The following is a 26,658-nucleotide window of genomic DNA, read 5'->3' as shown; positions in this document are numbered from 1 at the left end:
ACGTTTTGTAGTAGAAAGTTGCGCACTACTACCGCGAAAAAAGTGGGCCGGATTATGCCAGAAAAGCCCAAAAAGAGTAGGGCCCTCCCGTCAGAACTGCGCTAATCCGGCGTTTGTCAGGTGATTTACCTGTGCTTAAACGTTTTAGTGGCGGGTGTCGGAAGGGGTGTCGATGCCTGCGCCGGCGAACAATTGCGCTACATCGGCCGCATCGAACAGGTAGCGCTCGTTGCAGAACTGGCAGTCGATCTCGATACGACCACCGTGCTCCACCACCAGGTTTTGCGCATCTTCCAGGCCCAGGCTGACCAGCGCATTGGCCGAACGCTCACGCGAGCAACTGCAATTGAAGCGCAGGCCCTGTGCGTCAAACAGTCGCACGGCCTCTTCGTGGTACAGGCGGTGCAGGATGGTTTCGTTATCCAGGCCCAGTTGCTCTTCAGCGGTGAGGGTGCCGGCCAGGGCGGTCAGCTTGCGCCAGCTGTCGGTGCGCTCATCCTCGTCCTTGATGCGGTCGGGCGGCAGTTGCTGCAACAGCATGCCGCGGGCGCGCTTGCCATCGGCGTTAAGCCAGAACTTGGTGCCCACCTGCTGGGACATCACGAAATAGTTGGTGAAGCAGTCCGACAGGGTTTCGCCATCCAGGTCGACAATGCCCTGGTAGCGCTGGCCTTCGGTCGGATCGACGGTAATTGCCAGCACGCCGTTGGCCATCAGGTCGGACAAGGTGGCATCCGGCGCAATCTGGTCGGCTTCATAACGAGCCAAGCCACGGATTTCACGCTCGCTGGAGCATTCGATCATCAACATCGGCACCGGGCCTTCGGAGCGCGCCTGCAGAATCAGCAAACCATCGAACTTCATGGTGCCCACCAGCAACGCTGCCGCTGCCATCAGTTCACCGAGCAGTTGCGCGACCGGCTCCGGATAGGGGTGCTTGGCGAGGACTTCAGCATAGCTGCGCTCCAGCGAGACCAGCTCGCCGCGGGCGTCGCTCTCGTCGAAGATGAAGCGTTGGGTGAAGTCGGTATCCGGTAGATCAGTCATAGGTCTGGGTATCTGAATTGATGACAAATTGATTACAAGGTTTATAGAATTAAACGCTTTGGCACCGTTTTGGTGCAGCTTTCTGAAGCCGTGGGAGACAGTTTATGAACAATCCGGGTTTGTTCCAAGCCAAGTGGAACCTCGGGCGATGGGCCGCTTGCAATCTACTCGCTGTCGGGTTGCTGTGCTTTTGGCTGTGGCCCACGGGCCAGATGCTGTGTGTGATGTTCGACGAATGGCTGTTTCACCTGCTCAATGACCCACTGGCGAGCAACTCCGCATGGCTGCACGTGTGGGCTGTAGCGAGTTTGCGACCGTTCGATGCGGTGGTCGGGGTGATTCTGCTGATGCTGTTGATTCGCGGCGATTGGGTGTTCAAGGCGGTGCAGGTGCGCCAGGCTTTGTTAGGTTTTGTCGGCATTCTGTTGCTGTTGCTGTTTATCCGCATGCTGTTTTCCAAACTCGCCGCGCACATGGGCTGGCAACACAATAGCCCGTCCATGGTTATCAGCGGGGCGATCCAGATGAGTGACTACTTCCCTGGCCTGGAGAAGACCTGGGAATTGAAGGACCGTTCGAGCCAGAGCTTCCCAGGGGACCATGCCTCGGTGCTGCTGATTTGGGGGATGTTCATGACCGTGTTCGCCAAGCGCGCGGGCCAGGTGCTGGTGATCTGGGGCCTGGCGCTGCTGTTCATGATGCCGCGCCTGGTGGCGGGGGCGCATTGGGGGCAGGACGACTACATCGGCGGTGTGCTGCTGGCGCTGTTGGCGTTGGGCTGGGGCTACTACACACCGTTTGCGGCGAGAGTATCGAGTGGGTTGTTGCGGGTGACGGCGCCGGTGTTTGGGCTGGCTGCTCGTTTACCCATAGTGGGGCGAATGAGCGTCGTCAGGCCTGCGCAATAATTTGTAGTGAGCGAGCTTGCTCGCGCTGGGCTGCGGAGCGGCCCCAAAAAAGCGGGAGCGCTGCGCACTCCAGCGCGGGGCAAGCCCGCTCACCACAAGAAGCCCGCTCACCACAAGAAGCCCGATCGCCACAAAGGCCCGTTCGATTGAGGCTAATCATCGTTGCCACTGCCGCGAAACTTGAACAGGTCGCGACGTTGCTTCTTGCTCGGCTTGCCATCGGTGGTCATGCCCGTGGCGCCGGCCTTGCGCATCGCCGCCGCGTTTTCACGCTTGGCGATGCTGGCTTCGGTTTCGGCGTATAACGCTTGCGCTTCAGGTGCGCCACGACGAACGATGGAAAGCGCCTGAACCACGACCGTCTTTTCATCAAACCCTGCACGAATCTGAAACTCATCACCGACACGTGGCTCTTTGCCCGGCTTGCAGCGCTCGCCGCGATGATGCACCTTGCCGCTTTCGATGGCGGCCTTGGCCAGGGCACGGGTTTTATAGAAACGCGCCGCCCACAGCCACTTGTCCAGACGGACCTTTTCTTCCTCTTCCTGCTTTTGAGCCACTTGAATTCCTCACTCTGAAAAATGTCGCAACTTTACCGTTGAAACCCTTCGACGCATAAACCCCCAGGCTCACCTAAGATACGCCAGGTAGCACCCTGTTTTCGCGAGGTATGCTGTGACCGAATTTCCCCTTTCACTCACCTCGCCCAACCAGCGCTGTGTGGGTTGCCAGCAAAGCGAGCCCCTCGGGTTCGATTTTGCGTTCGCTTACCAGCCTATCGTAGACCTGCGGGACCATTCGATCTTTGCCCACGAAGCCCTGGTGCGTGGCACACAAGGCGAAGGGGCGCTGTCGGTGCTGGACCAAGTCAACGAAAGCAACCGCTACCGCTTCGACCAACGCTGCCGAACCCAGGCGATCGCCGGTGCGGCGACCTTGGGCATGCAAACGCACCTTTCGATCAACTTCATGCCCAATGCCGTGTACCGCCCGGAACTGTGCATCCGTAGCACCCTGGAAGCGGCTCGCGCACATAATTTTCCGTTGAACCGGCTGATTTTCGAAACCCTGGAAAGCGAGCATGTAGATAACTATCGCCATTTGACGAATATTCTGCGTGAATACCGCGAATTCGGCTTCAAGACCGCCATCGACGATTTCGGCGCGGGCTATTCGGGGCTGAACCTGCTGGCCGATTTCCAACCTGACCTGATCAAACTCGACATGGCGCTGATCCGCGATGTTGATCAGGACCGTGTCCGTCAGGTCATCGTCCAGGGGATTGTCACAATCTGTGAGCAGTTGGGGGTTACTGTCATCGCCGAAGGCATCGAAAGTGCCGGCGAACGGGACTTTCTCTCCGACTGCGGAATATTTCTGATGCAAGGCTACTGGTTCGCCAAGCCTGCATTTAAAGCCCTGGCCGAGGTATCCCCTCAGGCCTGGGCGAATTGATCGGTTATCCATATTGAAGACATTTGACCATTTGACCGTTGTGGGTCTGCGTGAGTGGGTGGCACTTCCCGATCTGGGAGTGGCAGGCCTGCGCGCGAAGATCGACACCGGTGCCAGCACCTCAAGTCTGCACGCCACCGACATTGAGCCGTTTGAGCGCGACGGCGAGCAGTGGGTGCGTTTTACCGCGCACTTGGGCAGCGTCGTGCAATTGCGTCACCGCCGCTGCGAAGCGCCCCTGGTGACGATGAAAACCATCAAGAGCTCCAATGGCCATGCGCAGGTGCGCTATGTCATCAGCACCACGCTGGCGCTGGGTGATCGGGTATGGCGGGTGGAGTTCACCCTGGCCTGCCGCAAGGCCATGCGTTACCGCCTGTTGCTGGGCTCCAAAGCCTTGATTGACGGCCAATTGGTGGTCAATCCCGGTATCAAGTACGTTCAAGACAAGCCGGTGTTCCCGGTCTCTACCCTATCTGCCCCAGGTGCTGCATGAAGATTGCTGTGCTGTCGCGAAACCCGCGTCTGTATTCCACCCGCCGCCTGGTTGAGGCCGGCACCGAACGTGGCCACGAAATGGTGGTGATCGACACGTTGCGTGCCTATATGAACATTGCCAGCCACAAGCCGCAGATCCACTACCGGGGCAAGCCGCTGGAGGGGTTTGATGCCGTCATCCCCCGTATCGGCGCTTCGGTAACGTTTTATGGCTGCGCGGTGTTGCGCCAGTTTGAAATGATGGGGGTGTTTCCCCTCAACGAATCGGTAGCCATTGCTCGCTCGCGGGACAAACTGCGCTCCCTGCAGCTGCTGTCGCGCCGTGGTATCGGCCTACCGGTGACTGGCTTCGCCCACTCCCCCGACGACATCCCTGACCTGATCGACATGGTCAATGGCGCGCCGCTGGTGATCAAAGTGCTGGAAGGCACCCAGGGTATCGGCGTGGTGCTGTGTGAAACCGCGACGGCGGCCGAATCCGTGATCGAGGCGTTCATGGGCCTCAAGCAGAACATCATGGTGCAGGAATACATCAAGGAGGCTGGCGGTGCGGATATCCGCTGCTTCGTGGTGGGCGACAAGGTGATTGCAGCGATGAAGCGCCAAGCCAAGCCGGGGGAATTCCGCTCCAACCTGCACCGTGGCGGTAGTGCCAGCCTGATCAAGATCACCCCGGAAGAACGCATGACCGCACTGCGGGCGGCCAAGGTCATGGGGTTGGCCGTGGCGGGTGTGGATATCCTGCGCTCCAACCACGGGCCACTGGTGATGGAGGTGAATTCGTCGCCGGGCTTGGAAGGCATTGAGACCACCACCGGGAAGGATGTGGCGGGGATCATCATTCAGCATCTGGAGAAGAATGGTGGGCCGAATATGACCAGGACCAAGGGCAAGGGCTGATCAACCGCCACAAACCAGTGTGGGAGCGGGCTTGCTCGCGAAAGCGGTGGATCAGTCAAATATGTATCGACTGCCCCCCTGCATTCGCGGGCAAGCCCGCTCCCACATTTGACCTGTGTCGGTGCTTAGACCGCGTCGCGGGGCAACATCAGCCCAAGCGGCAAACGCACCCGCGCCTCCAGGCCACCCTCTTCGCGGTTGCGCAACTCAACATTGCCACCATGCATCGAGGCAATCCGCCGCACAATCGCCAACCCAAGGCCAGTGCCCTTGCCACCCCGGGCACGGTCGCCACGGGTGAAGGGGTTGAAGATGCCTTCCAATTCATCCGGGTCGATGCCTGCCCCCCGGTCCATCACGCTCAGCACCACATAGGGCGCTGCACTGTCGCCAGACACATACGCCGCCACCTCCACATCTGAACCGGCGTGATGCAAGGCGTTGCCAATCAGGTTGTTCAACAGGCGCTTCATCGACACCCGACGCAACGCAAACGGCTGGATCGGCTCCAGACGCATGCGCACCTGTTCGCCGTTCTGGTTATAGGGCGCGACCACCTCACGCACCAGGTCCGTCAGGTCGACTTCCTCCACCACCTCATCACGGCCATCGCGGATAAACGCCAGGAACTGGTCGAGAATCGCGTCCATGTCCTCAATGTCGCGGACCATGTCATCGGTGAGATCAGTATGGTTGCCCATCAACTCCAGCGACAGGCGCAATCGCGTCAACGGTGTGCGCAAGTCGTGGGACACCCCCGCCAGCATCAGCTCGCGCTCACGCCCGGCCTGTTCGACGTCTTCCGCCATCTGGTTGAACGCGCCATACACCTCGGTCATTTCGCTGGGCGTATCGCTGACCGGCAGGCGCACACTACGCCCCTGACCCAATTGGCGGGCGGCAAACACAAGACGCTTGAGCGGCTGGTTGAGCTGACGCACAAAGATCCACGCCGACGCCGTTGAAAGCAGCCCAATCGCCAAGAACCAGCCCAGCACGTTCCAGATCTTCTGCCCCCGCAGCGGATGCGGATACAACGGCACCTTCAACCAGTCCTCGCCCAGGCTCGGCGCTCGCACCCACAATGCCGGCGATACATGCATGCGCAGCCGCACTTCGGTGTCCTCACCGAGTTCGGCCTGCATCTGGCGCTGATAGATCTCACTGTAGGGCCAATGCTGCTCACCTTCCGGCACACCCGCGCCCGCCACACGGACCAACGTAGCGGCCTTGGCGATTTTTTCGCGATTCTCAGGGTCAGCTGCCCAATAGGCACGTAGCGTCAGGGCAACACCGTGACTGTATTGTCGATCCACCAGCACGTCCTCGTTCATCAACAGATAAACCAGCGTGAGTGCCTTGGAAAACAGAACGACGATCAGCACCAGCCAGAGGGTGCGGGAGAAGAAACTTTGGGGGAACCACAACGGGGTTTTCATAGAAGACAGCTGGATACCTTGCAGAAACGAGCGGCGCTCGCAGAATTGCAGACGCCGGGCATCCCGTCGACCCTCATGGAGTCAGACACCGGGAGGCCCGTAACTGCAAATCATCGGTCAACTGGTTTTGTTGCCATCCGGCACAAACACATAACCTACGCCCCACACCGTCTGGATATACCGTGGTTTGGACGGGTCCGGCTCGATCATCCGACGCAGACGGGAGATCTGTACGTCGATGGAACGTTCCAGGGCATCCCATTCCCGGCCACGGGCCAGGTTCATCAACTTGTCGCGGGTCAGCGGCTGGCGAGCGTTCATCACCAGGGCCTTGAGCACGGCGAATTCGCCGGTGGTGAGCATGTGCACTTCATCGCCACGCTTGAGCTCACGGGTCGCCAGCGACAGTTCGTAGTCGCCAAAGGTGACACTTTCGTCTTCACTGCCCGGTGCGCCCGGTACCGGCGGGGCCTGGCGACGCAATACGGCCTTGACCCGTGCCATCAGCTCATCAGGGTTGAAGGGTTTGGCCAGGTAGTCATCAGCGCCCAGTTCCAGGCCCTTGATACGGCTCAACTCATCGCCCTTGGCGGTGAGCATGATGATTGGAATCTGGTTGTTCGCGCCGCGCAGGCGCTTGCAGGCGGTCAGGCCGTCTTCACCGGGCAGCATGAGGTCGAGTACGACCAGGTTGAACACTTCGCGCCCCAGCAGGCGGTCCATCTGCTCGGTATTCGGCACCGCGCGGGCACGGTAACCCTTGGAGTTGAAGAAACGCTCCAGCAGGCTGCTCAGCCCCGGATCGTCATCAACGATGAGAATTTTTTCGCCTTCAGCAGTTTGTGCAGTGCTGCTCATTGGATGCTCCTCTTATCTCGGCGCGCATTATGGCCTAGCTGCCGTTATACGCACCGTGTGCATTGTTAGCAGATTTTTCCTCTACCGCCAGCGAACCCGCGCCCTACAACCGTGGGCGCAATCCCCCCCAAGGACAGAACGCTGGTTATAATGCGCCGCCGCCGTGCAGGGCAACGTCAGATCGTTACCGTTTGCTGCCGAGGCTTTTTTCACCCGCTTGTCGCGAATTTTTCGATTTCGAGGGTCAATAGGCTGCCTCTTGACCCAGGCAGCGGCGCCAGTCGGGCCGCTCAACCAGCCTCCCAGGGCCTTGTTTTCCGGGCCTGCGAGCTGCTTTTCAGAATTTCAGGTGGTTTTATGGACAGCATCAACAGCCGCATCGCCGAGGAACTCGGTGTACGCCCACAACAGGTCGAAGCGGCCGTCGCTCTACTGGATGAAGGCTCCACGGTGCCCTTCATCGCCCGTTACCGTAAAGAAGTGACCGGCAGCCTCGACGACACCCAACTGCGTCACCTGGAAGAGCGCCTGCGCTACCTGCGAGAACTCGACGAACGGCGCATCAGCATCCTCGCCAGCATCGAGGAACAGGGCAAGTTGACCCCACAACTCGAGCGCGACATCAAGCTCGCCGACACCAAGACCCGCCTCGAAGACCTCTACCTGCCGTACAAACAAAAGCGTCGCACCAAGGGCCAGATCGCCCTGGAAGCCGGCCTGGGCGAGCTGGCCGACGGTCTGTTCAATGACCCCTCACTGGCTCCGGAAGCTGAAGCCGCCCGCTTCATTGATGCTGAAAAAGGCGTCGCCGACGTCAAGGCCGCCCTCGAAGGCGCCAAGTACATCCTGATGGAACGCTTTGCCGAAGACGCCAGCCTGCTGGAAAAGCTGCGCAGCTACCTGAAGCAGGAAGCCATCCTCAGCGCCCGCGTCATCGCCGGCAAAGAGGAAGAAGGCGCCAAGTTCCGCGATTACTTCGAACACGACGAGCCGCTGAAAAGCATGCCGTCCCACCGCGCACTGGCGATTTTCCGTGGCCGCAACGAAGGCATTCTCAGCTCCGCGCTGAAGGTCGGCGACGAATTGCCAGGCACCATGCACCCCTGCGAGGGCATGATCGGTCAACAATTCGGCATCCAGAATCAGAACCGTCCTGCGGACAAGTGGCTCGGCGAAGTGGTGCGCTGGACCTGGAAGGTCAAGCTCTACACCCACCTGGAAACCGACCTGCTCGGCGAGCTGCGCGACGGCGCCGAAACCGAGGCGATCAACGTGTTCGCCCACAACCTGCACGACCTGCTGCTGGCTGCCCCGGCCGGCCCGCGCGCGACCCTGGGCCTGGACCCAGGCCTGCGTACCGGCTGCAAGGTTGCCGTGGTGGACTCCACCGGCAAACTGCTGGACCACGCCACGGTGTATCCGCATGTGCCGCACAACAAATGGGACCAGACCCTGGCGATCCTGGCCGCCTTGTGCGCCAAGCACGCGGTGGACCTGATCGCCATCGGCAACGGCACCGCCAGCCGCGAAACCGACAAGCTGGCCGCCGAACTGATCAAAAAATACCCAGCCATGAAGATGACCAAGGTCATGGTTTCCGAGGCCGGCGCTTCGGTGTACTCGGCGTCGGAACTGGCGTCCAAGGAATTTCCGGACCTCGACGTGTCGATCCGTGGCGCGGTCTCCATCGCCCGTCGCCTGCAGGATCCGTTGGCCGAACTGGTGAAAATCGACCCTAAATCCATCGGTGTCGGCCAGTACCAGCACGACGTGTCGCAGCTAAAGCTGGCGCGCGGCCTGGATGCGGTGGTGGAAGACTGCGTAAACGCCGTGGGCGTCGACGTGAACACCGCCTCCGTGGCACTGCTGGCGCGAATCTCCGGCCTCAACGCCACCCTGGCGCAGAACATCGTCAGCCACCGTGACGAAAACGGCGCGTTCAAAACCCGCGCCGCGCTGAAAAAAGTCGCACGCCTGGGTGAAAAAACCTTCGAACAGTCCGCCGGCTTCCTGCGCGTCATGAATGGCGACAACCCGCTTGACGCGTCTGCGGTCCACCCGGAAGCCTACCCGCTGGTGCAACGCATCGCTGCCGAGACCGACCGCGACATCCGTTCACTGATCGGCGACGCCGCGTTCCTCAAGCGCCTGGATCCCAAGAAGTACACCGACGAAACCTTCGGCGTACCGACCATCACCGACATCCTGCAAGAGCTGGAAAAACCGGGCCGCGACCCACGCCCCGAGTTCAAGACCGCCGAGTTCCAGGACGGTGTCGAAGACCTCAAGGACCTGCAACCGGGCATGATCCTCGAAGGCGTGGTGACCAACGTGACCAACTTCGGCGCCTTTGTGGACATCGGCGTGCATCAGGACGGTTTGGTGCATATCTCTGCGCTTTCGGAGAAATTCATCAAGGATCCCCGCGAAGCAGTCAAGGCCGGCGACGTGGTCAAGGTCAAAGTCATGGAAGTCGACATCCCGCGCAAACGCGTTGGCCTGTCGATGCGCATGAGCGACACCCCCGGCGAGAAAATCGACGGTGCCCGTGGTGCACGCCCAGGCTCGGCACCGCGCCAGTCGCAGAACCGCTCTGAAAACAATACACCGCGCAAGGAAGCCGCCACCGCCGCGCCAAGCAACAACGCCATGGCCTCGCTGTTCGCCAACGCCAAACAGTTGAAGAAACGTTGATGGAAATCCCGGCCGGCTTGACCCAGAGCGCCTTCAGCGAACTGATCGGCTGCCGCCTGCAACGCCTTGAAGAAGGCGTTGCCGAGGTGGCCCTGACCCTGGAGCCGCAACTGCGCAACCGCGCGGGCAAGCTCCATGGTGGGGCGATTTTCAGCCTGGTGGACATTACGATGGGGCTGGCCTGTTCCAGCTCCCATGGTTTCGACCAGCAGAGCGCGACCATCGAGTGCAAGATCAATTACATCCGCGCCGTGTCGGACGGTGACGTGCTGTGCACCAGCCGGGTGATTCATGCCGGCCGCCGCACGCTGGTGGTCGAGGCGGAGGTGTATCAGGACGAAAGACTTGTCGCAAAAGCACAGGGCACCTTCGCTGTCCTATAGCTCCCCACCCCCGATTTGAGTTAATTTCGGCGCTGCACTAACGGCGTCGGAATTTTCTCGCTGCGCTGTAGCCAAATTCATGGAGTGAAGTCGGCATATTCAGAGCGGGTCAAATCGACTCAAAACCAGGCGATCACGCCAGTTTCAACTTCACCCTTGTAGACCGTCCTGCCCACCCCCATATTGGGGCGACTGACGCGTGAAGGAATCCAACTTGAGCGAACTTCTCAACCGCCGCCTGGCCTTGCTCGGCAAGCGCGAACACCTCTCCCTGCTAGAGCAGTGCTTGCACGGCATCGAGCGCGAATGCCTGCGTGTCACCGGTGAGGGTCGACTGGCGCAAACGCCGCACCCTGAAGCCCTGGGCGCCGCGTTGACCCACGAACAGATCACCACCGACTACTCCGAATCGCTGCTGGAGTTCATCACTCCCGCCCTGCCCAACCCGGCCGATACCCTGAGCAGCCTGGACAAGATCCATCGCTTTGCCTATACCAAGCTCGGCAGCGAATACCTGTGGAGCCCCTCGATGCCGTGCCCGTTGCCGGCCGAGGAAGATATTCCGATTGCCTACTACGGCACCTCCAATATCGGCCAGCTCAAGTACGTGTACCGCAAGGGCCTGGCCCTGCGTTACGGCAAGACCATGCAGTGCATCGCCGGCATCCACTACAACTTCTCGTTGCCCGAGGCACTGTGGCCGTTGCTCAAGGAAACCGAAGGGTTTGTCGGCACCGACCGCGACTACCAGTCCAACGCCTATATCGCGCTGATCCGTAACTTCCGCCGCTACAGCTGGCTGTTGATGTACCTGTTCGGTGCTTCGCCGGCCCTGGACGCCGGGTTTCTGCGCGGTCGCTCGCACCAATTGGAAGTGCTCGACGCCGATACCCTGTACCTGCCCTACGCCACCAGCCTGCGCATGAGTGACCTGGGTTACCAGAGCAACGCCCAGGCCGGCCTCACGCCGTGCTACAACGACCTGGCCAGCTACACCGACAGCCTGCGCGAAGCGGTGGCAACGCCCTACGCGCCCTACGTCGAAATCGGCACGCACAAGGACGGTGAGTGGGTACAGCTCAACACCAACATCCTGCAGATCGAAAACGAGTACTACTCCAACATCCGCCCCAAGCGCGTGACCTATACCGGCGAGCGGCCGATTCAGGCGCTGATGGCCCGTGGCATCCAGTACATCGAAGTACGCTGCCTGGACATCAACCCGTTCCTGCCCATGGGCATCGACTTGCAAGAGTCGCGCTTCCTCGACGCCTTCCTGCTGTTCTGCGCACTGAACGACAGCCCGCTGTTCGCCAACAACGAGTGCGGCAACGCCACCTCCAACTTCCTCAGCGTGGTCAAGGAAGGTCGCCGTCCGGGCCTGCAATTGCAACGCCAAGGCCAGGCGGTGGACATGAAGGAATGGGCGTCCGAGCTGCTGGAGCAGATTGCACCGCTGGCGGCCTTGCTGGATGAGAGCCACGGCATCACCGAGCATAGCCAGGCGCTGGACGCCCAGTTGGCCAAGGTCAACGATTCGTCCCTGACCCCGTCGGCGCAGGTGCTGGCGGCGATGGCCGAGCGTAAAGAGAGTTTTGCGCAATTCTCCCTGCATCAGAGCCAGCTGCACGCCGAGCATTTCCGCAAGGAGCCGCTGGCGGCTGAAGAGCAGGCGCGTTTTGAAGAGCTGGCGCGGACGTCGCTGGCGCAGCAAGCCGAGCTGGAGCAGAACGAAGTGGGGGATTTCGATGTGTTTGTGGGGTCGTACCAGGCCAGCATCCTCGCCATCAGCAACTAAGTAAGCTGAAAACGGGGCAAATGTGGGAGGGGGCAAGCCCCCTCCCACATTTGACTTCCACCCGATTGAGGGTCAGCGCTCACAACTCTTCTCATAAGCTAATTCGAAAATGTTATTTATTTTCGGATTCTTAGATCATTTAGTCTCCTCACACGCCGACCCTCGGCCGCCTGATTGAGGAGCTTCCCCTTGAAACTGTTAACCCCTTTGCGCCTCCTGGCCGCATTGTCCCTGGCCGGTGCCAGCCTGTTTGCCCAGGCGGCGGATGTAACCATCGCTTACCAGACTACCGTGGACCCGGCCAAAGTCGCCCAGGCCGACGGCGCCTATGAAAAAGCCACCAACGCCAAGATCAACTGGCGCAAATTCGACAACGGTGCCGACATCATCGCCGCCATCGCCTCCGGCGACGTGCAGATCGGCTACCTCGGCTCCAGCCCGCTGACCGCAGCCATCACCCGAAAAGTACCGGTGGAAACCTTCCTCGTGGCCACCCAGATCGGCGGCGCCGAAGCGCTGGTGGCGCGCAACGGTTCCGGGATCAACAGCCCGCAGGACCTGGTCGGCAAGAAAGTCGCTGTGCCCTTCGTGTCCACCGGGCACTACAGCCTGCTGGCCGCCCTGAAGCACTGGAACATCGACCCGTCCAAAGTGACCATCCTCAACCTCGCACCACCGGCGATCATCGCCGCCTGGAAACGCGGGGATATCGACGCAACTTACGTGTGGGACCCAGCCCTGGGCGTCGCCAAAGAGAACGGCAAAGTGCTGATCACTTCCGGCGAGCTGGCCAAGTTCGGCGCGCCGACCTTCGATGCCTGGATCGTGCGCAAGGACTTTGCCGAGAAGCACCCGGAAATCGTCACGGCGTTTGCCAAAGTCACCCTGGATGCCTACGCGGCGTACCGCAAAGACCCACAAGCCTGGCTCGCCGACACAGGCAACGTCGACAAACTGGTGAAACTCTCCGGCGCCAAGGCCAGCGACATCCCACTGCTGCTGCAAGGCAACGTCTACCCGCTGGCCGCTGACCAGGTGACCCTGCTGGGCGCACCGACCACCCAAGCCGTGACCGACACCGCCGCGTTCCTCAAGGAACAAGGCAAGGTCGACGCTGTACTGCCGGACTACGCCCCTTACGTCAGCGCCAAATTCATCACTCACTGATCGGGAGTTCATTGCGATGGCCTTGCTACAACTGGAGCGCATCAGCGCACAGTACCCAGGCGCCACAGAACCGGTACTGTCAGACATTTCACTCGACCTGGGGCCCCAGCAGTTGCTGGTGGCTCTCGGCCCGTCCGGCAGTGGCAAGACCTCGCTGTTGAACCTGATTGCCGGTTTCGTCGAGCCTTGCGCCGGGCGCATCACCCTCGATGGCGTGCCGGTCAAAGGTCCCAGTGCCGAACGTGGCGTAGTGTTCCAGGACGACGCCCTGCTGCCTTGGCAGGACGTGCTGGCCAACGTCGGCTTCGGCCTGGAGCTGGCCGGCGTACCCAAGGCGCAACGTGAAGTACGCGCCCGGGAAATGCTCGCGCTGGTGGACCTCGCCGGTTTCGACAACCGCCGTATCTGGCAGCTTTCCGGTGGCCAGAAGCAACGCGTTGGGCTGGCCCGCGCCCTGGCGGCCGACCCTCGCGTGCTGCTGATGGACGAGCCCTTCGGCGCCCTTGATGCCTTCACCCGCGAACAGATGCAGGAGCTGTTGCTGCAAGTCTGGCGGCGCACGTCCAAGCCGGTGTTCCTGATTACCCACGACATCGAAGAAGCGGTGTTCCTCGCCACCGACCTGATCCTGCTGGCGCCCAACCCCGGCCAGATCGTCGAACGCCTGCACCTGAACTTCGGCCAACGCTACGCCGCCGGTGAGTCGGCGCGGGCGATCAAGTCCGACCCACGCTTTATCGAAACCCGCGAACACGTGCTGGGCAAAGTGTTCTCCCAACGGCAGGTGTCCGCATGAGCAGCTACGAACTTCCCGCCACGGTGACCAAACCGGTGGCGAACGCAGTGGTCCCGGTACGACGCACCCTGAGCACGCGCTGGATCAGCCTGCTGACCCTGTTCGCGTTGCTGGCCCTCTGGTGGGCGGTGACCGCCAGCGGTTTGATCGAGCCGCTGTTCCTGCCACCGCCGTCCGCCGTGCTGCAAAAGGGCTGGCTGCTGGCGACCAGCGGCTATATGGATTCCACCTTGTGGCAGCACCTGGGCGCGAGCCTCAGCCGTATCGGCCTGGGCCTGGGCTTTGCCGTGTTGACCGCCGTGCCGTTGGGGATCGCCATCGGTTCCAACCGTATCGCCCGTGGCATCCTCGACCCGCTAATCGAGTTTTATCGACCGATCCCGCCGCTGGCCTACCTGCCGCTGATCGTGATCTGGTGCGGCATTGGCGAGCTGTCCAAGGTGCTGCTGATCTACCTGGCGATCTTTGCGCCGATTGCCATCGCCACCGCCACCGGCGTGCGTACCGTCGACCCGGCCAAGCTGCGGGCGGCGCAGTCGTTGGGCGCCACCCGTGCACAATTGATTCGCCATGTGATCCTGCCGAGCGCACTGCCCGACATCCTCACCGGCGTGCGCATCGGGCTGGGGGTGGGTTGGTCGACATTGGTCGCCGCCGAATTGATCGCGGCCACCAGCGGCCTGGGCTTCATGGTGCAGTCGGCGGCGCAGTTCCTGGTTACCGATGTGGTGGTGCTGGGGATTCTGGTGATCGCCCTGATCGCCTTCGCCATGGAAATGGGCCTGCGTGCCCTGCAGCGTAAACTGGTGCCGTGGCATGGCCAGGCACACTGAGTGAATGAGAACCGCATGAGCAGCCTGACCGTTACCCCCATCAGCACCGCATTGGGTGCCCTGATCAGTGGCGTCGATATCACCCAGCCGTTGAACATTGAAGAGCGCGATGCCATCGAACAGGCGTTGCTCCAGCACTCGGTGCTGTTCTTCCGTGATCAACCAATCAACCCCCAACAGCAAGCACGGTTCGCGGCGAATTTTGGCGACCTGCATATTCACCCGATCTACCCCAACGTGCCGGAACAGCCCGAAGTGCTGATCCTCGACACCGCCGTCACGGATGTGCGCGACAACGCCGTGTGGCACACCGACGTGACCTTCCTGCCCACTCCGGCACTCGGTGCAGTACTCAGCGCCAAGCTGCTGCCGGCGTTTGGTGGCGATACGCTGTGGGCCAGCGGGATTGCGGCCTATGCAGCGTTGTCCGCACCGTTGAAGCGCTTGCTCGACGGGCTGACGGCGACCCATGACTTCACCAAGTCCTTCCCGCTGGAGCGCTTTGGCAACACCGCCGAAGACCTGGCTCGCTGGGAAGAAACCCGCAGGAAGAACCCGCCGTTATCGCACCCGGTGGTGCGTACGCATCCGGTGAGTGGGCGCAAGTCGCTGTTTGTGAGTGATGGGTTTACCACCAGGATCAATGAGCTTGAACCGGCGGAGAGCGAGGCGATCTTGAAGCTCTTGTTCGCCCACGCGACACGCCCGGAGTTCACCATTCGCTGGCGCTGGCAGGAAAACGATGTGGCGTTCTGGGATAACCGCGTGACGCAGCATTACGCGGTGGATGATTACCGGCCGCAGCGGCGGGTGATGCACCGGGCGACGATTTTGGGGGATGTGCCGTTCTAGGCCCACACGATCTCAGCAACACTGAAGATCAAAGTGTGGGAGGGGGCTTGCCCCCGATAGCAGATTGTCGGCCAACTAATCAGTGATTGACCCACCCTCATCGGGGGCAAGCCCCTCCCACAATGGCCGAGTGATGACCAGTTATTCAGCCGTGGACGGCTTTTCCCACAAGTTAATCCCACCTTCCTGCGCAAACCGATCGATCTCCGCCAGTTCTTCCGCGCTGAAGCTCAAGTTCTTCAACGCCCCGACGTTCTCGATAATCTGCTCCGGCCGGCTCGCACCGATCAGCGCACTGGTCACCCGTGGGTCACGCAGGGTCCAGGCCAACGCCAGTTGCGCCAGGCTCTGACCACGACGCTTGGCGATCTCATTCAGCGCACGCACGTGGGCGATGTTGGCTTCGGACAGGTGCTTGGCCTGCAACGAACCACCCCCCGGGCGATTCACCCGCGCATCCGCCGGCACGCCGTTGAGGTATTTGTCGGTCAGCAGACCCTGGGCCAATGGCGTGAACGCAATCACCCCGGCACCGAGTTCTTCGGTGGTGTCCAGCAGGTCTTTTTCCACCCAGCGATTGAGCAGGTTGTAGGCCGGCTGATGGATCAGCAACGGCACTTTCCACTCTTGGAGCAGCGCAGCGATTTCGCGGGTTTTTACCCCCGAGTAGGACGAGATGCCGACGTACAACGCCTTGCCTTGTTGCACCGCGGTCGCGAGGGCGCTGGCGGTTTCTTGCAGCGGGGTGTCGGCGTCAAAACGGTGGGAGTAGAAGATGTCCACATAGTCGACACCCAGGCGTTGCAGGCTCTGGTCGAGGCTGGCCAGCACGTACTTGCGTGAGCCGCCGCCCTGGCCGTAAGGGCCGGGCCACATGTCCCAGCCGGCCTTGCTGGAGATGATCAGTTCGTCGCGGTAGTGCTTGAAGTCTTCGCGCAGCAAACGGCCGAAGTTGATTTCGGCGCTGCCGTACGGCGGGCCGTAGTTGTTGGCCAGGTCGAAGTGGTTGATGCCCAGGTCGAACGCGGTGCGCAGCAGGGCCCGCTGGGTGTCGATCGGGGTGCTGTCGCCAAAGTTGTGCCACAGCCCCAGGGACAGTGCGGGCAGCACCAGTCCACTGCGGCCTACGCGGCGATACGGAATAGATTCATAGCGGTTTTCGGCAGCAATGTAAGTCATCGAATCCTCTCTTGGACGTCGGCAAATAAGGCCTGGAAATAAGGTTATTCCCAGGCCTTTTAACCAGCTGAATCGCTTAAGTCTGCCGTTCCGTTCTACAGCAATTGCCTACCAGAGTGGAACGACATAACTCACATAGAAGCGGTTTTCATCCTGCACGGTGGCACCGCTGATGTCCGGGCTGGCGTGGGCGTTTTTCCAGGTGACACCCAGGCCTTTAAGGGTGCCAGTGGGCACTTGATACGCCACGGCGACGTTGCGTTCCCATTCGCTGGTAGTGCCTTGCGCCGTGCGGATGTCATCGCCGTGGGCATAGGCGGCGGAGAACGTCAGGCCCATGAGGCCCAGCTTACCGAAGTCATACTTGTACTGCGCAAGCCACGTGCGCTCACCGGCGTGTTGAAATTTATTCAACTGCATGTTGGTCAGCGCCGGAGTGTCGGCGCCTGAACCTGGGCCTTGGCGGTTGTCACCGCTGTTCAGGCCGGAATCCAGGTACGGAAAATCGCTGTCGCCACTGTTTTTCTGGATGCCCAGGCCAACGGTATGGCCGTCCAGGCTGTAGCTCTCAAGCAGGCTGGCGGTGGTCTGGTTGATCCGACCCTTGCCCGTGCCGTCACCGTAGAGGCCCGCCGCCGCGAAGTCTTTGTCTCCGTCAGCGTTGCCGCCCACGCCCAGGCTGCGGAACACCCGCACATCGGTGTCGATAGCGCCCACCGACAAGGCGTCATGGCGCTTGGCGCCAAGGAAGAACTGCTGGTAGTAATCCTCAAGGTTGGAGTACCACAGGCTGGCCGTGGTGTTCTGGATGCCGGTGTAGTCCGCACCGCCGAACAGGAAGCGATCGCTCTCTTTGGTGCCACCGGCGGTAATCATGCCCTGGTCGCCGGTTTCGTTGCGGATCTTGGTCTTGAAGATATCGCCGCCGGTGAAGGTGAAATCACTGAGGTCCTTGGACACCAGTTGCACGCCGGTGTTGGTCTGCTGGTACAGGCGCCCGTCGGTGTTAGCCAGCACCGGGTTGTTGCCGTAGAGCGTACCCAGGCGCAACTCGTCCTTGGCGAAACGCATCTTGAACGTCGGGCTCAACACGCCGAACTGGTCGGCGGACTTGCCGTTGTCCAGCGGGAACATGCTGCCGGGGTAGCGGCCCTGGTGATCCTTGTCGTTGAGATCGCCACCGGAGTCCAGCTTCAACCCATAGAACGCCTGCAGATCCAGGCCAAACCCCACCGGGCCTTCGGTGTAGCCGGACTTGAAGTTGAACTCGAAACCCTGGCCCCAATCGCGAATGCTGTGGGCCTTGGCGTTGCTGTTCACCACGTCACGCCCCTGCTGGTTGAGGTAGCGGTTGAGCAGGGTCACATCGGCGTGGCTGTCATCGATAAAATCGGCATGGGCGGACAGCATAAAGCTCGCCATGGCGGCACCCACCATAGGGCTTATCAACGTCTTCATTGGTACCGGTCTCCGTCACTGTTCTGAAATGAAAGCGTCAAACGCTTCACACAATTACGCAGTGGCCAGATGACAGTTGCGCGTCAAAACCGGCGGGTGACGGATGAAATTAAATTTAAGAAAACCCGAAAATTCAGGGCCTTGCACATACTTTTGTGGGAGGGGGCTTGCCCCCGATTGCGGTAGGCCAGCCAGCTCATCGGATACTGACACTCCGCTATCGGGGGCAAGCCCCCTCCCACATAAAGCTGCTCTGACAGGCCTGCGTTGAGCGTCAACGCACCAGGTGCAGGAACTGCAAGTGTCGCTCGTATTGGTCGAGGATGTCGTTGATGATCTGCTCCTTGGTGTAACCCACCAGGTCGTAGTCCTGACTGCCCTCGGCCAAGTGCACTTCCGCCCGGTAGTAGCGACGGTTGTTGATCTCTTTGGAGCCCATGCCGCCACGGGCAAACGACGGCGTGAAGTAGCCGCGCATCTGCACCTGGTAAACGAACGGATGCTCCTCGCCATGGCCGATTTCCAGGCTGACGCTGTCGTTGGACGGGTCGGGCTGGGTGACCACACTCAGGCCCTTCTCGACGAACACCGCCGTTACCTCTTCAATCGCCGGACGCACGGTTGACTCCAGGAAGCGATACACCTCGTCCCGCGACGGGAAATGCACCGCCTGGCTCAAACGCTGACGCCAGCCGCCCCGGCCTTTGCGCGCTGCCGAAACCGGCGCCAGCGAGTGCAACTGGGCGATCTGCTTCTGCGATTCGAGGTAGAACGCCTTGTGCAGCCCCCACATCATCAGCAGCAGGATCATCGAGAACGGCAGCGAGGTCAGCACCACCGCTGACTTGAGCGAGTCGATACTGCCGGCGAACAGCAAGGCACTGGTGACCAGCGCGGTCATCGCCCCCCAGAACACCCGCAGCCATTTCGGCCCGTCTTCATCGGCGTTGCCGCCCTTGGACGACAGGGTCGACAGCACCACGGTGCCGGAGTCGGCCGAGGTGACGAAGAATACGAAGCTGATAAACACCGTGACCGCGATGACTGTCTTGCTCCACGGGTAGGTTTCCAGCAGCAGGTAGAGGCTCATCGACGGGTCATCGATGGCCGACTGGCCGAGTGCGGCCATGCCGTGGTTGAGCACCTGGTCGATGGCGCTGTTGCCGAAGATCGACATCCACGCCAGGGTGAAACCCAGCGGGATCAGCAACACGCCAAACACGAATTCGCGGATGGTACGGCCACGGGAAATACGCGCGATGAACAGGCCCACGAACGGCGACCATGCAATCCACCAGGCCCAGTAGAACACGGTCCAGCCGCCCAGCCAGTCGCTGGGTTTGTCGTAGGCGTACACGTCGAAACTCTTGGTCGGCAAGGCGCCCAGGTAGTCACCGATGTTCTGGATCAGGGTGTTGAGCAAATGCTGGGTCGGCCCGGCGAACAACACGAACAGCAGTAGCGCACAGGCCAGCAGCATGTTGATGTCGGACATCACCCGCACGCCCTTGTCGACGCCGGCCACGGCGACCAGGATCGCGGCGCCCATCATCAGGGTGATGAGGCCAACCTGGATCCACTGGGTATGGGCAATGCCGAACAGGTAATCCAGCCCTGAGTTGAGGTGCAGCACCCCAAAGCCCATGTCCGCGCCCAGGCCGAACACCGTGGCGATGATGCCGAAGCCATCCACCGCGTAACCGATGGGGCCATTGATGCGTTTGCCGATCAGCGGGTACAACGCCGAGCGCAACGCCAGCGGCAGGTTATGCCGGTAGGCGAAGTACGCCAGGGCCATGCCCACGAACGCAAACACACCCCAGCCGTGCAGGCCCCAGTGCAGGAACAGGATCTGCATGGCCTGGCGTGCGGCGTCGGCGTTCATCGGCGCGCCTTGCGGCGGTTGCACCAGGTGCGTCAGCGGCTCGGAGACGCAGAAGAAGAACAGCGTGATGCTGATCCCGGCGGCGAACAGCATGCCGGCCCAGGACAGGTAACTGAATTCGGGCTCGTCGTGGTCGGCACCGAGTTTTATCTTGCCGTAGCCCGATAGCGCGGTGACCACCACGAAGACCAGATACAGGGTCATCGCCAGCATGTAGTACCAGCCGACCGTGTTGGCCGCCCAGTTTTGCGCCGCCAGCAGCCAGGCACCGGCCTGTTGAGGGATAGCGATGACGGTGATGCCGAACAGCAGGATAAACGTCGCGGCGAAGTAGAAGACCGGCGCATTCATGCGCACCAGGCCGCTGGATGGGGTGGACGATGCACTCATGAACGATGCACCCCGAGGGTGAGGGATGTGGCTGTCAATAACGGACTCAGCAAAGGTAAGCCTCCTGTTGTGAGCGGGCAGCGAACCACCGGGTTTAACTTGAACGAGCATTCAAGTTAAACATGGATAGGCGGTCTGGGACTAATCGCAGGGCTGAGTGGTAGGTGATTCCTACACTAGCTCAAGGATTGGTATGACGGGCGAGAAGAGGAAATCGTTCAGCAGTCTGGAGGTGAAATGCACACAAAATGTGGGAGGGGGCTTGCCCCCGATGGCGCCGTATCAGTATCAGAGGTGCTGACTGACACTCCGCCATCGGGGGCAAGCCCCCTCCCACATTCGGTAAGCATGCTGCTTACTTCTGCGCACCATCTTCATGCTGCAAATTCGCCTGGGTGATATTCGCCCCCGCCGGCACGCTGCGGGTCAGCCACACGTTGCCGCCAATGGTCGAGCCCTTGCCGATGGTGATGCGCCCCAGGATGGTCGCCCCGGCGTAGATCACCACATCGTCCTCGACAATCGGGTGACGCGGATGGCCCTTCTGCAACTGCCCGTCCTCGTCCGCCGGGAAGCGCTTGGCGCCCAGGGTCACGGCCTGGTAGATGCGCACGCGCTCGCCGATGATCGCGGTTTCGCCGATGACCACACCGGTCCCATGGTCGATAAAGAAACTCGGGCCGATCTGCGCGCCGGGGTGGATGTCGATGCCGGTGGCCGAGTGGGCGATCTCGGCACTGATGCGCGCCAACAGCGGCAGACCGGCACGGTACAGGTGGTGGGCCAGGCGATGGTGAATCACCGCCAGGATGCCGGGGTAGCACAGCAGCACTTCATCCACGCTGCGCGCCGCCGGGTCACCGTGGTAGGCGGCCAGCACGTCGGTGTCCAACAGGCTGCGCAGGGACGGCAAGGCCAGGGCGAAATCCTGGATCAGGCGGATGGCGTGAGCATCGACGGCGCTGTCGTCCTCGCCGCTCTGACGCGCGGCGTAGCGCAGTTCCAGGCGCGCCTGGCCGAGCAGGGCATTGAGCGCCACATCCAAGGTGTGGCCGACGTAGAAATCTTCGCTTTCTTCACGCAGGTCCACCGGTCCCAGGCGCATCGGAAACAGCGCACCGCACAACGACTCCAGGATCTGCGCCACCGCCTCGCGGGACGGCAACTCGCGGCCACCATGCTCACCGCTCAAGCGGCCATTGCGCGTGCGCCACTGGTCCCGGGCGCCGCGCAACTGGCTGACGATGGTCTGTAATTGCCAATGACTGGAACGCTCACTCACGGTTTTCACTCCTGACGTAATGGCGCTCACTTTACGGTATGCACCCTGGCCGCCCTTAAGAACCAATGGTGCAATACTAAGAACCATCCGGAATAAGCGATTGGCGGTTGCCCGATGAAAAGTGCCTGCCTATAGTCGCCCCATCCTCATCAACCGTGCGTAGCCATGATCAAACAACAACTCGACCGTTTTAACCGCCTGGAACTGCTGGGTGGCGCCACCGCCCTGGAAAAACTCGAGCGGCTGTCGGCCTGGTTGGGCAGGGACATCTACGTCAAGCGCGACGACACCACCCCGTTGGCCATGGGCGGCAACAAGCTGCGCAAACTCGAATACCTGGCCGCCGATGCCATCGCCCAAGGCGCCGACACCCTGGTGACCGCCGGCGCGATCCAATCCAACCACGTGCGCCAGACCGCCGCGCTGGCCGCCAAGCTCGGCCTGGGTTGCGTCGCCCTGCTGGAAAACCCCACCGGCACCGAAGACCCCAACTACCTGGGCAACGGCAACCGCCTGCTGCTGGACCTGTTCGACGCCAAGGTAGAGCTGGTCGAAAACCTCGACAACGTCGACGACCAGCTCAACGCCCTCGCCGACCGCCTGCGCAGCAACGGCAAGCAGCCGTACCTGGTGCCTATCGGCGGCTCCAACGCCCTCGGCGCCCTGGGTTACGTGCGCGCCGGCCTGGAGCTGGCCGCGCAGATCGAAGACAGCGGCATCGAGTTTGCCGCCGTGGTGCTGGCGTCCGGCAGCGCGGGGACCCACAGTGGCCTGGCCCTGGCGTTGAGTGAAGTGCTGCCGCAGTTGCCCGTGATCGGTATCACCGTATCACGCACCGAAGAAGCCCAGTTGCCGAAAGTGCAGGGCCTGGCCGAACGCACCGCCCAATTGCTGGGTGTGGATATTCCCGAGGCCTTCAAGGTGATCCTGTGGGACGAATATTTCGGCCCGCGCTATGGCGAACCGAACGCCGGCACGCTGTCTGCGGTCAAGTTACTGGCGAGCCAGGAAGGCCTGCTGCTGGACCCGGTCTACACTGGCAAGGCCATGGCCGGCTTGCTTGACGGTATCGGGCGCCAGCGCTTCGAGGATGGCCCGATCATTTTCCTGCATACCGGTGGGGCGCCGGCGTTGTTTGCCTACAACAGCGCCTTCAACTGAATCAACGCGGACTAAATGTGGACCAGCATGTGGGAGGGGGCTTGCCCCCGATGACAGAGTATCAGTCATGACTTCTGTGGCTGATACACCGCTATCGGGGGCAAGCCCCTCCAACATTAGAATCTCTTGATATTCAATATTGGAATATCAGGTTTTATTTATATTATTTTCAAGTCTTAAAAACCGGCTTTATAGTCGCGCCGTAGGCGAAGACGCGCTACGCGCTTTAAGGCAGGATACGACTACTGCGTCACCTGCTTCGCACACCATAAAAACACAGGGGCTCTTCATGACTATTTCTGTATTCCGTCGCACGTTGCTGGTTGGCACTTTGGGCCTGGCACTCGGGGCTGGCCTGATCGGCCAGGCAGTCGCGGGTGAACAACTGGGCAACATCAAAAAAGCCGGCGAGATCAAGATCGGCCTGGAAGGTACTTACCCGCCGTTCAGCTTCGTCGATGAAAGCGGCAAGCTGAGCGGTTTCGAAGTGGAACTGTCCGAAGCCCTGGCCAAGGAGCTGGGCGTGAAGGTCAAGCTGCAAGCGACGCCATGGGACGGCATCCTCGCCGCCCTGGAATCCAAGCGCCTGGACGCCGTGGTCAACCAAGTGACCATCTCCGAAGAACGTAAAAAGAAATACGACTTCTCCCAGCCTTACACCGTCTCCGGTATCCAGGCGCTGGTCCTGAAGAAAAACGTCGACGCTATCAAGACCGCCGACGACCTGGCCGGCAAGAAAGTCGGTGTGGGCCTGGGCACCAACTACGAGCAATGGCTCAAGGACAACCAACCCAAAGCCATCATCAAGACCTACAACGACGACCCGACCAAGTTCCAGGACCTGCGCATCGGCCGTATCGACGCCATCCTGATCGACCGCCTGGCTGCCCTGGAGTACGCCAAGAAAGCCCCGGACACCGCTGCTGCCGGCGACGCTTTCTCCCGCCAGGAAGCCGGTATCGCCCTGCGCAAGGGTGAGCCAGAACTGCTGGATGCAGTGAACAAGGCCCTCGACAAACTGCGCGCCGACGGCACCTTGAAGAAGCTGTCCGAGAAGTACTTCAACGCTGACGTCACTCAATAATGGAAGCAGGTTTCCAACTCGCGCTGGACTCCGCGCCCTTTCTGCTCAAGGGCGCGTATTACACGGTGATCCTCAGCCTCGGCGGGATGTTTTTCGGCTTGCTGCTGGGCTTCGGCCTGGCCTTGATGCGCCTTTCGCGTTTCAAGCTGGTGAGCTGGCTCGCACGAGTCTACGTGTCGTTCTTTCGCGGCACGCCCTTGCTGGTACAGCTGTTTTTGATCTACTACGGCTTGCCGCAAGTGGGCATCGAGCTGGATCCGATCCCGGCGGCCATGATCGGCTTTTCGCTGAACATGGCCGCCTATGCCTGTGAAATCCTGCGCGCCGCCATCGGTTCCATCGAGCGCGGCCAATGGGAAGCCGCCGCCAGTATCGGCATGACCCGCGCGCAGACCCTGCGCCGGGCCATCCTGCCGCAGGCGATGCGCACGGCGTTGCCGCCGCTGGGCAACAGCTTCATTTCGCTGGTCAAGGACACGGCGCTGGCCGCCACCATCCAGGTGCCCGAGCTGTTCCGCCAGGCGCAACTGGTGTCGGCACGGACCTTCGAAATCTTCACCATGTATCTCTCCGCTGCGCTGATCTACTGGATTTTGGCGAGCATCCTGGCGCACTTGCAAAACCGCCTGGAAGACCGGGTCAACCGGCATGACCTGGAGTCCTGAAGCATGATCGTGGTTGAAAAACTGACCAAACAATTCAACGGTCAGGTGGTGCTCAACGGCATCGACCTGGAGGTCAAGGAAGGCGAAGTCATCGCCATCATCGGCCCCAGCGGTTCCGGCAAGACCACCTTCCTGCGCTGCCTGAACTTCCTCGAACAACCCACCAGCGGCCGCATCAAGGTGGGTGACATCGAGATCGACACCAGCAAGCCGATCAACCAGCAACAAAGCCTGGTGCGGCGCCTGCGCCAGCACGTGGGATTTGTGTTCCAGAACTTCAACTTGTTCCCCCACCGCACCGCGCTGGAAAACGTCATCGAAGGCCCCACCGTGGTCAAGAAGATGCCACGCGAAGAGGCTATCGCTTTGGGGCGCACGTTGCTGGCCAGAGTCGGCCTGGCAGGCAAGGAAGACGCCTACCCACGGCGCCTGTCCGGCGGCCAGCAGCAGCGCGTGGCGATTGCCCGTGCGCTGGCCATGGAGCCGGAGGTGATCCTGTTCGACGAACCCACCTCGGCGCTGGACCCGGAGCTGGTCGGTGAAGTGCTGGCGACCATCCGCAGCCTCGCCGAAGAAAACCGCACCATGGTCATCGTCACCCACGAGATGAGTTTTGCGCGGGATGTGGCCAACCGGGTGATCTTCTTCGACAAGGGCGTGATCGTCGAACAAGGTGAAGCCAAGGCGCTGTTCGCCAACCCCAGGGAAGAGCGCACCAAGCAGTTCCTGAGCAAATTCCTCGCCCACTGATACCCCCTTGTAGGAGCGAGCTCGCTCCTACAAGGAATCTTCGTTGCCGCGGGTAAAACACCCCAGCGCACCTACCTGAATATCCCCGCCTCAGTCAGACCGTTCTGAATATCTCCAAACACTCCATTTAGCCATTTGCCGCCATTGACGCTCCTTGGCCAACCCTCTTATCTAGCACCCAGAGGATTGGATCCTATCCCGGCTATTCACTGAATCGTTCTTTTCGGCCCATCGCGTGCACCCACGCCAAAGGTCCGGAACGATGGCTGCTGGCTGCATCAAGGAGATGACTTATGACACGCCCCCTGCTCACTGCCCCGACACTGCCCCAGGCCATCGGCAATGGCATCAATGCCTTGGCCGCCACCCACTTGCAGGTCGACATCGCTCCATATCCCGGCATGGATGAAGGCGACCTGATCGAGCTGTTCTGGAACAACTGTTTCGCCGCTTCACGCCGGGTCACCGCCTGCAGGATCGGCGCGGTCACCCACCTGCGAGTACCGGAAAGTTTCGTGCTCGATGGCCCAGCTCGTGTGCACTACCAGGTCATGCAGGTTGGTCATGCTCCGGCTCGCTCAGGGGTGACCCGAGTCCGCGTAAAGACCCTCTACCCGGGCGGCCAGCCCTCGCCCTTATACCTCGACGAGAACCAGAACCTCGCCCCCGTGGGCTTGCCCGACACCATCCGCCGCTACGGCGTCAATGCCGGGCAGGTACGACGCGGCATCCCGCTGACCATCCAGCCGTACCTGAACATGGCCAACGGCGATGCCATCACCTTGCGCTGGGGCGATGTACGCCTGGATCTGCCCAAGGTCCAGGCCCGGGAAGTCGGCCAGGCCGTGCAGGTCTGGGTGCCGTCGATAGTCATTCTCGAAGGCGGTGACGACTGCCGGCTGGAGGTGACGTACTGCATTCTCGATCGTGTCGGCAACAATTCACTCTGGGCACCCGCGCGCACCTTGCGCATCGCAGCGGGCGCACCGTCCCGCCCGGCCGGGAGCGCGCTGATTTACCAGCCACGAACTCTGGGTTCTCCCTGCTAACCTGGGTGACAGACCTTCTATGCATATTCCCAAAAGTTAGTTTATTTAAATATTTAACACGCTTAGGGTATATGCACCGGACCACCGGACATCTCTGATTTTTCTGTTTTTATTTCATTGAATGCGA

At 61.1% G+C, this 26,658-nt stretch carries 24 protein-coding genes; 16 read left to right on the top strand and 8 right to left on the bottom strand.

The window, feature by feature from the left end; all coding sequences use genetic code 11:
• Positions 1-144: 144 nt before the first annotated feature.
• Positions 145-1,047, bottom strand: coding sequence for an Hsp33 family molecular chaperone HslO (hslO, locus tag ACZ445_RS01175; RefSeq protein ID WP_058424803.1), 903 nt, complete (start codon positions 1,045-1,047; stop codon positions 145-147).
• A gap of 104 nt (positions 1,048-1,151) precedes the next feature.
• Here hslO and ACZ445_RS01170 point away from each other — a divergent pair, with 104 nt between their 5' ends.
• Positions 1,152-1,955 (top strand): phosphatase PAP2 family protein, encoded by an 804-nt coding sequence (locus tag ACZ445_RS01170; protein ID WP_058424804.1) that lies wholly within the window; start codon positions 1,152-1,154, stop codon positions 1,953-1,955.
• Between the two features lie 152 nt (positions 1,956-2,107).
• On the opposite strand, the gene ACZ445_RS01165 is transcribed toward ACZ445_RS01170, so the two are convergent.
• Positions 2,108-2,515 carry an RNA-binding S4 domain-containing protein gene (locus ACZ445_RS01165; protein ID WP_058424805.1) on the bottom strand — a complete coding sequence of 136 codons (408 nt, stop codon included), beginning with the start codon at positions 2,513-2,515 and terminating at the stop codon, positions 2,108-2,110.
• Between the two features lie 115 nt (positions 2,516-2,630).
• Here ACZ445_RS01165 and rimA point away from each other — a divergent pair, with 115 nt between their 5' ends.
• The 3 genes from rimA to rimK are packed head-to-tail and all read left to right on the top strand — an operon-like array spanning position 2,631 to position 4,808.
• Complete coding sequence (gene rimA / locus ACZ445_RS01160; RefSeq protein WP_058424806.1) at positions 2,631-3,410, top strand: S6 modification regulatory phosphodiesterase RimA; 780 nt, start codon at positions 2,631-2,633, stop codon at positions 3,408-3,410.
• 13 nt (positions 3,411-3,423) lie between these two features.
• The gene (rimB, locus tag ACZ445_RS01155) at positions 3,424-3,906 is read left to right on the top strand and encodes a retropepsin-like aspartic endopeptidase RimB (protein WP_058424807.1); all 483 of its coding nucleotides are present in this window, start codon (positions 3,424-3,426) and stop codon (positions 3,904-3,906) included.
• Positions 3,903-4,808, top strand: coding sequence for a 30S ribosomal protein S6--L-glutamate ligase (gene rimK, locus ACZ445_RS01150; protein ID WP_025855543.1), 906 nt, complete (start codon positions 3,903-3,905; stop codon positions 4,806-4,808). Before rimB ends, rimK begins: the two co-directional genes overlap by 4 nt.
• Positions 4,809-4,933: 125 nt before the next feature.
• Here the strand turns inward: rimK and ACZ445_RS01145 are convergent, their stop codons facing one another.
• Together ACZ445_RS01145 and ompR are read right to left on the bottom strand one after the other, a co-directional pair.
• Positions 4,934-6,247, bottom strand: a complete 1,314-nt coding sequence (locus ACZ445_RS01145; protein WP_021491614.1) for an ATP-binding protein — start codon at positions 6,245-6,247, stop codon at positions 4,934-4,936.
• Between the two features lie 117 nt (positions 6,248-6,364).
• The gene (gene ompR, locus ACZ445_RS01140; RefSeq protein WP_016979041.1) at positions 6,365-7,105 is read right to left on the bottom strand and encodes an osmolarity response regulator transcription factor OmpR; all 741 of its coding nucleotides are present in this window, start codon (positions 7,103-7,105) and stop codon (positions 6,365-6,367) included.
• A gap of 357 nt (positions 7,106-7,462) precedes the next feature.
• Here ompR and ACZ445_RS01135 point away from each other — a divergent pair, with 357 nt between their 5' ends.
• The 7 genes from ACZ445_RS01135 to tauD all read left to right on the top strand — a co-directional run bounded on the left by ACZ445_RS01135 (position 7,463) and on the right by tauD (position 15,628).
• Positions 7,463-9,799 carry a Tex family protein gene (locus tag ACZ445_RS01135; protein ID WP_464707919.1) on the top strand — a complete coding sequence of 779 codons (2,337 nt, stop codon included), beginning with the start codon at positions 7,463-7,465 and terminating at the stop codon, positions 9,797-9,799.
• Positions 9,799-10,182 (top strand): PaaI family thioesterase, encoded by a 384-nt coding sequence (locus tag ACZ445_RS01130; protein WP_071493165.1) that lies wholly within the window; start codon positions 9,799-9,801, stop codon positions 10,180-10,182. The genes ACZ445_RS01135 and ACZ445_RS01130 overlap by 1 nt, the downstream gene beginning before the upstream one ends.
• Positions 10,183-10,396: 214 nt before the next feature.
• Entirely contained in the window at positions 10,397-11,980 is a 1,584-nt protein-coding gene (gene gshA, locus ACZ445_RS01125) for a glutamate--cysteine ligase (protein WP_058424810.1), read from the top strand.
• Between the two features lie 189 nt (positions 11,981-12,169).
• Positions 12,170-13,147 (top strand): taurine ABC transporter substrate-binding protein, encoded by a 978-nt coding sequence (tauA, locus tag ACZ445_RS01120; protein WP_310863153.1) that lies wholly within the window; start codon positions 12,170-12,172, stop codon positions 13,145-13,147.
• 16 nt (positions 13,148-13,163) lie between these two features.
• The gene (gene tauB / locus ACZ445_RS01115; RefSeq protein WP_464707918.1) at positions 13,164-13,943 is read left to right on the top strand and encodes a taurine ABC transporter ATP-binding subunit; all 780 of its coding nucleotides are present in this window, start codon (positions 13,164-13,166) and stop codon (positions 13,941-13,943) included.
• On the top strand, positions 13,940-14,776 hold the full coding sequence (gene tauC / locus ACZ445_RS01110; protein ID WP_058424813.1) for a taurine ABC transporter permease TauC: 837 nt from the start codon (positions 13,940-13,942) through the stop codon (positions 14,774-14,776). Before tauB ends, tauC begins: the two co-directional genes overlap by 4 nt.
• A gap of 15 nt (positions 14,777-14,791) precedes the next feature.
• Positions 14,792-15,628 carry a taurine dioxygenase gene (gene tauD / locus ACZ445_RS01105; RefSeq protein WP_058424814.1) on the top strand — a complete coding sequence of 279 codons (837 nt, stop codon included), beginning with the start codon at positions 14,792-14,794 and terminating at the stop codon, positions 15,626-15,628.
• A gap of 141 nt (positions 15,629-15,769) precedes the next feature.
• Here the strand turns inward: tauD and mgrA are convergent, their stop codons facing one another.
• From mgrA to epsC, 4 genes are all read right to left on the bottom strand, one after another.
• Entirely contained in the window at positions 15,770-16,807 is a 1,038-nt protein-coding gene (gene mgrA, locus ACZ445_RS01100; protein WP_464704661.1) for an L-glyceraldehyde 3-phosphate reductase, read from the bottom strand.
• A gap of 108 nt (positions 16,808-16,915) precedes the next feature.
• Entirely contained in the window at positions 16,916-18,244 is a 1,329-nt protein-coding gene (locus ACZ445_RS01095) for an OprD family outer membrane porin (RefSeq protein WP_464708592.1), read from the bottom strand.
• A gap of 295 nt (positions 18,245-18,539) precedes the next feature.
• Positions 18,540-20,501, bottom strand: coding sequence for a choline transporter BetT (betT, locus tag ACZ445_RS01090; RefSeq protein ID WP_165447923.1), 1,962 nt, complete (start codon positions 20,499-20,501; stop codon positions 18,540-18,542).
• 394 nt (positions 20,502-20,895) lie between these two features.
• Entirely contained in the window at positions 20,896-21,822 is a 927-nt protein-coding gene (gene epsC / locus ACZ445_RS01085; protein WP_058424818.1) for a serine O-acetyltransferase EpsC, read from the bottom strand.
• Between the two features lie 165 nt (positions 21,823-21,987).
• Here epsC and ACZ445_RS01080 point away from each other — a divergent pair, with 165 nt between their 5' ends.
• The 5 genes from ACZ445_RS01080 to ACZ445_RS01060 all read left to right on the top strand — a co-directional run bounded on the left by ACZ445_RS01080 (position 21,988) and on the right by ACZ445_RS01060 (position 26,531).
• Positions 21,988-22,983: a D-cysteine desulfhydrase gene (locus ACZ445_RS01080; protein WP_310863150.1), complete on the top strand. Its 996-nt coding sequence runs from the start codon at positions 21,988-21,990 to the stop codon at positions 22,981-22,983.
• 289 nt (positions 22,984-23,272) lie between these two features.
• Positions 23,273-24,067 carry a cystine ABC transporter substrate-binding protein gene (gene tcyJ, locus ACZ445_RS01075; protein ID WP_092248589.1) on the top strand — a complete coding sequence of 265 codons (795 nt, stop codon included), beginning with the start codon at positions 23,273-23,275 and terminating at the stop codon, positions 24,065-24,067.
• Entirely contained in the window at positions 24,067-24,732 is a 666-nt protein-coding gene (tcyL, locus tag ACZ445_RS01070) for a cystine ABC transporter permease (RefSeq protein WP_010214112.1), read from the top strand. The genes tcyJ and tcyL overlap by 1 nt, the downstream gene beginning before the upstream one ends.
• Before the next feature lie 3 nt (positions 24,733-24,735).
• Positions 24,736-25,482: an L-cystine ABC transporter ATP-binding protein TcyN gene (gene tcyN / locus ACZ445_RS01065; protein ID WP_058424821.1), complete on the top strand. Its 747-nt coding sequence runs from the start codon at positions 24,736-24,738 to the stop codon at positions 25,480-25,482.
• A gap of 293 nt (positions 25,483-25,775) precedes the next feature.
• Positions 25,776-26,531, top strand: coding sequence for a hypothetical protein (locus tag ACZ445_RS01060; RefSeq protein ID WP_058424822.1), 756 nt, complete (start codon positions 25,776-25,778; stop codon positions 26,529-26,531).
• Positions 26,532-26,658: the final 127 nt, after the last annotated feature.

This window comes from Pseudomonas allii (assembly GCF_055380095.1).
The sequence above is the reverse complement of the archived record's forward strand: the minus strand, read 5'-3'. Positions and strand labels throughout refer to the sequence as shown.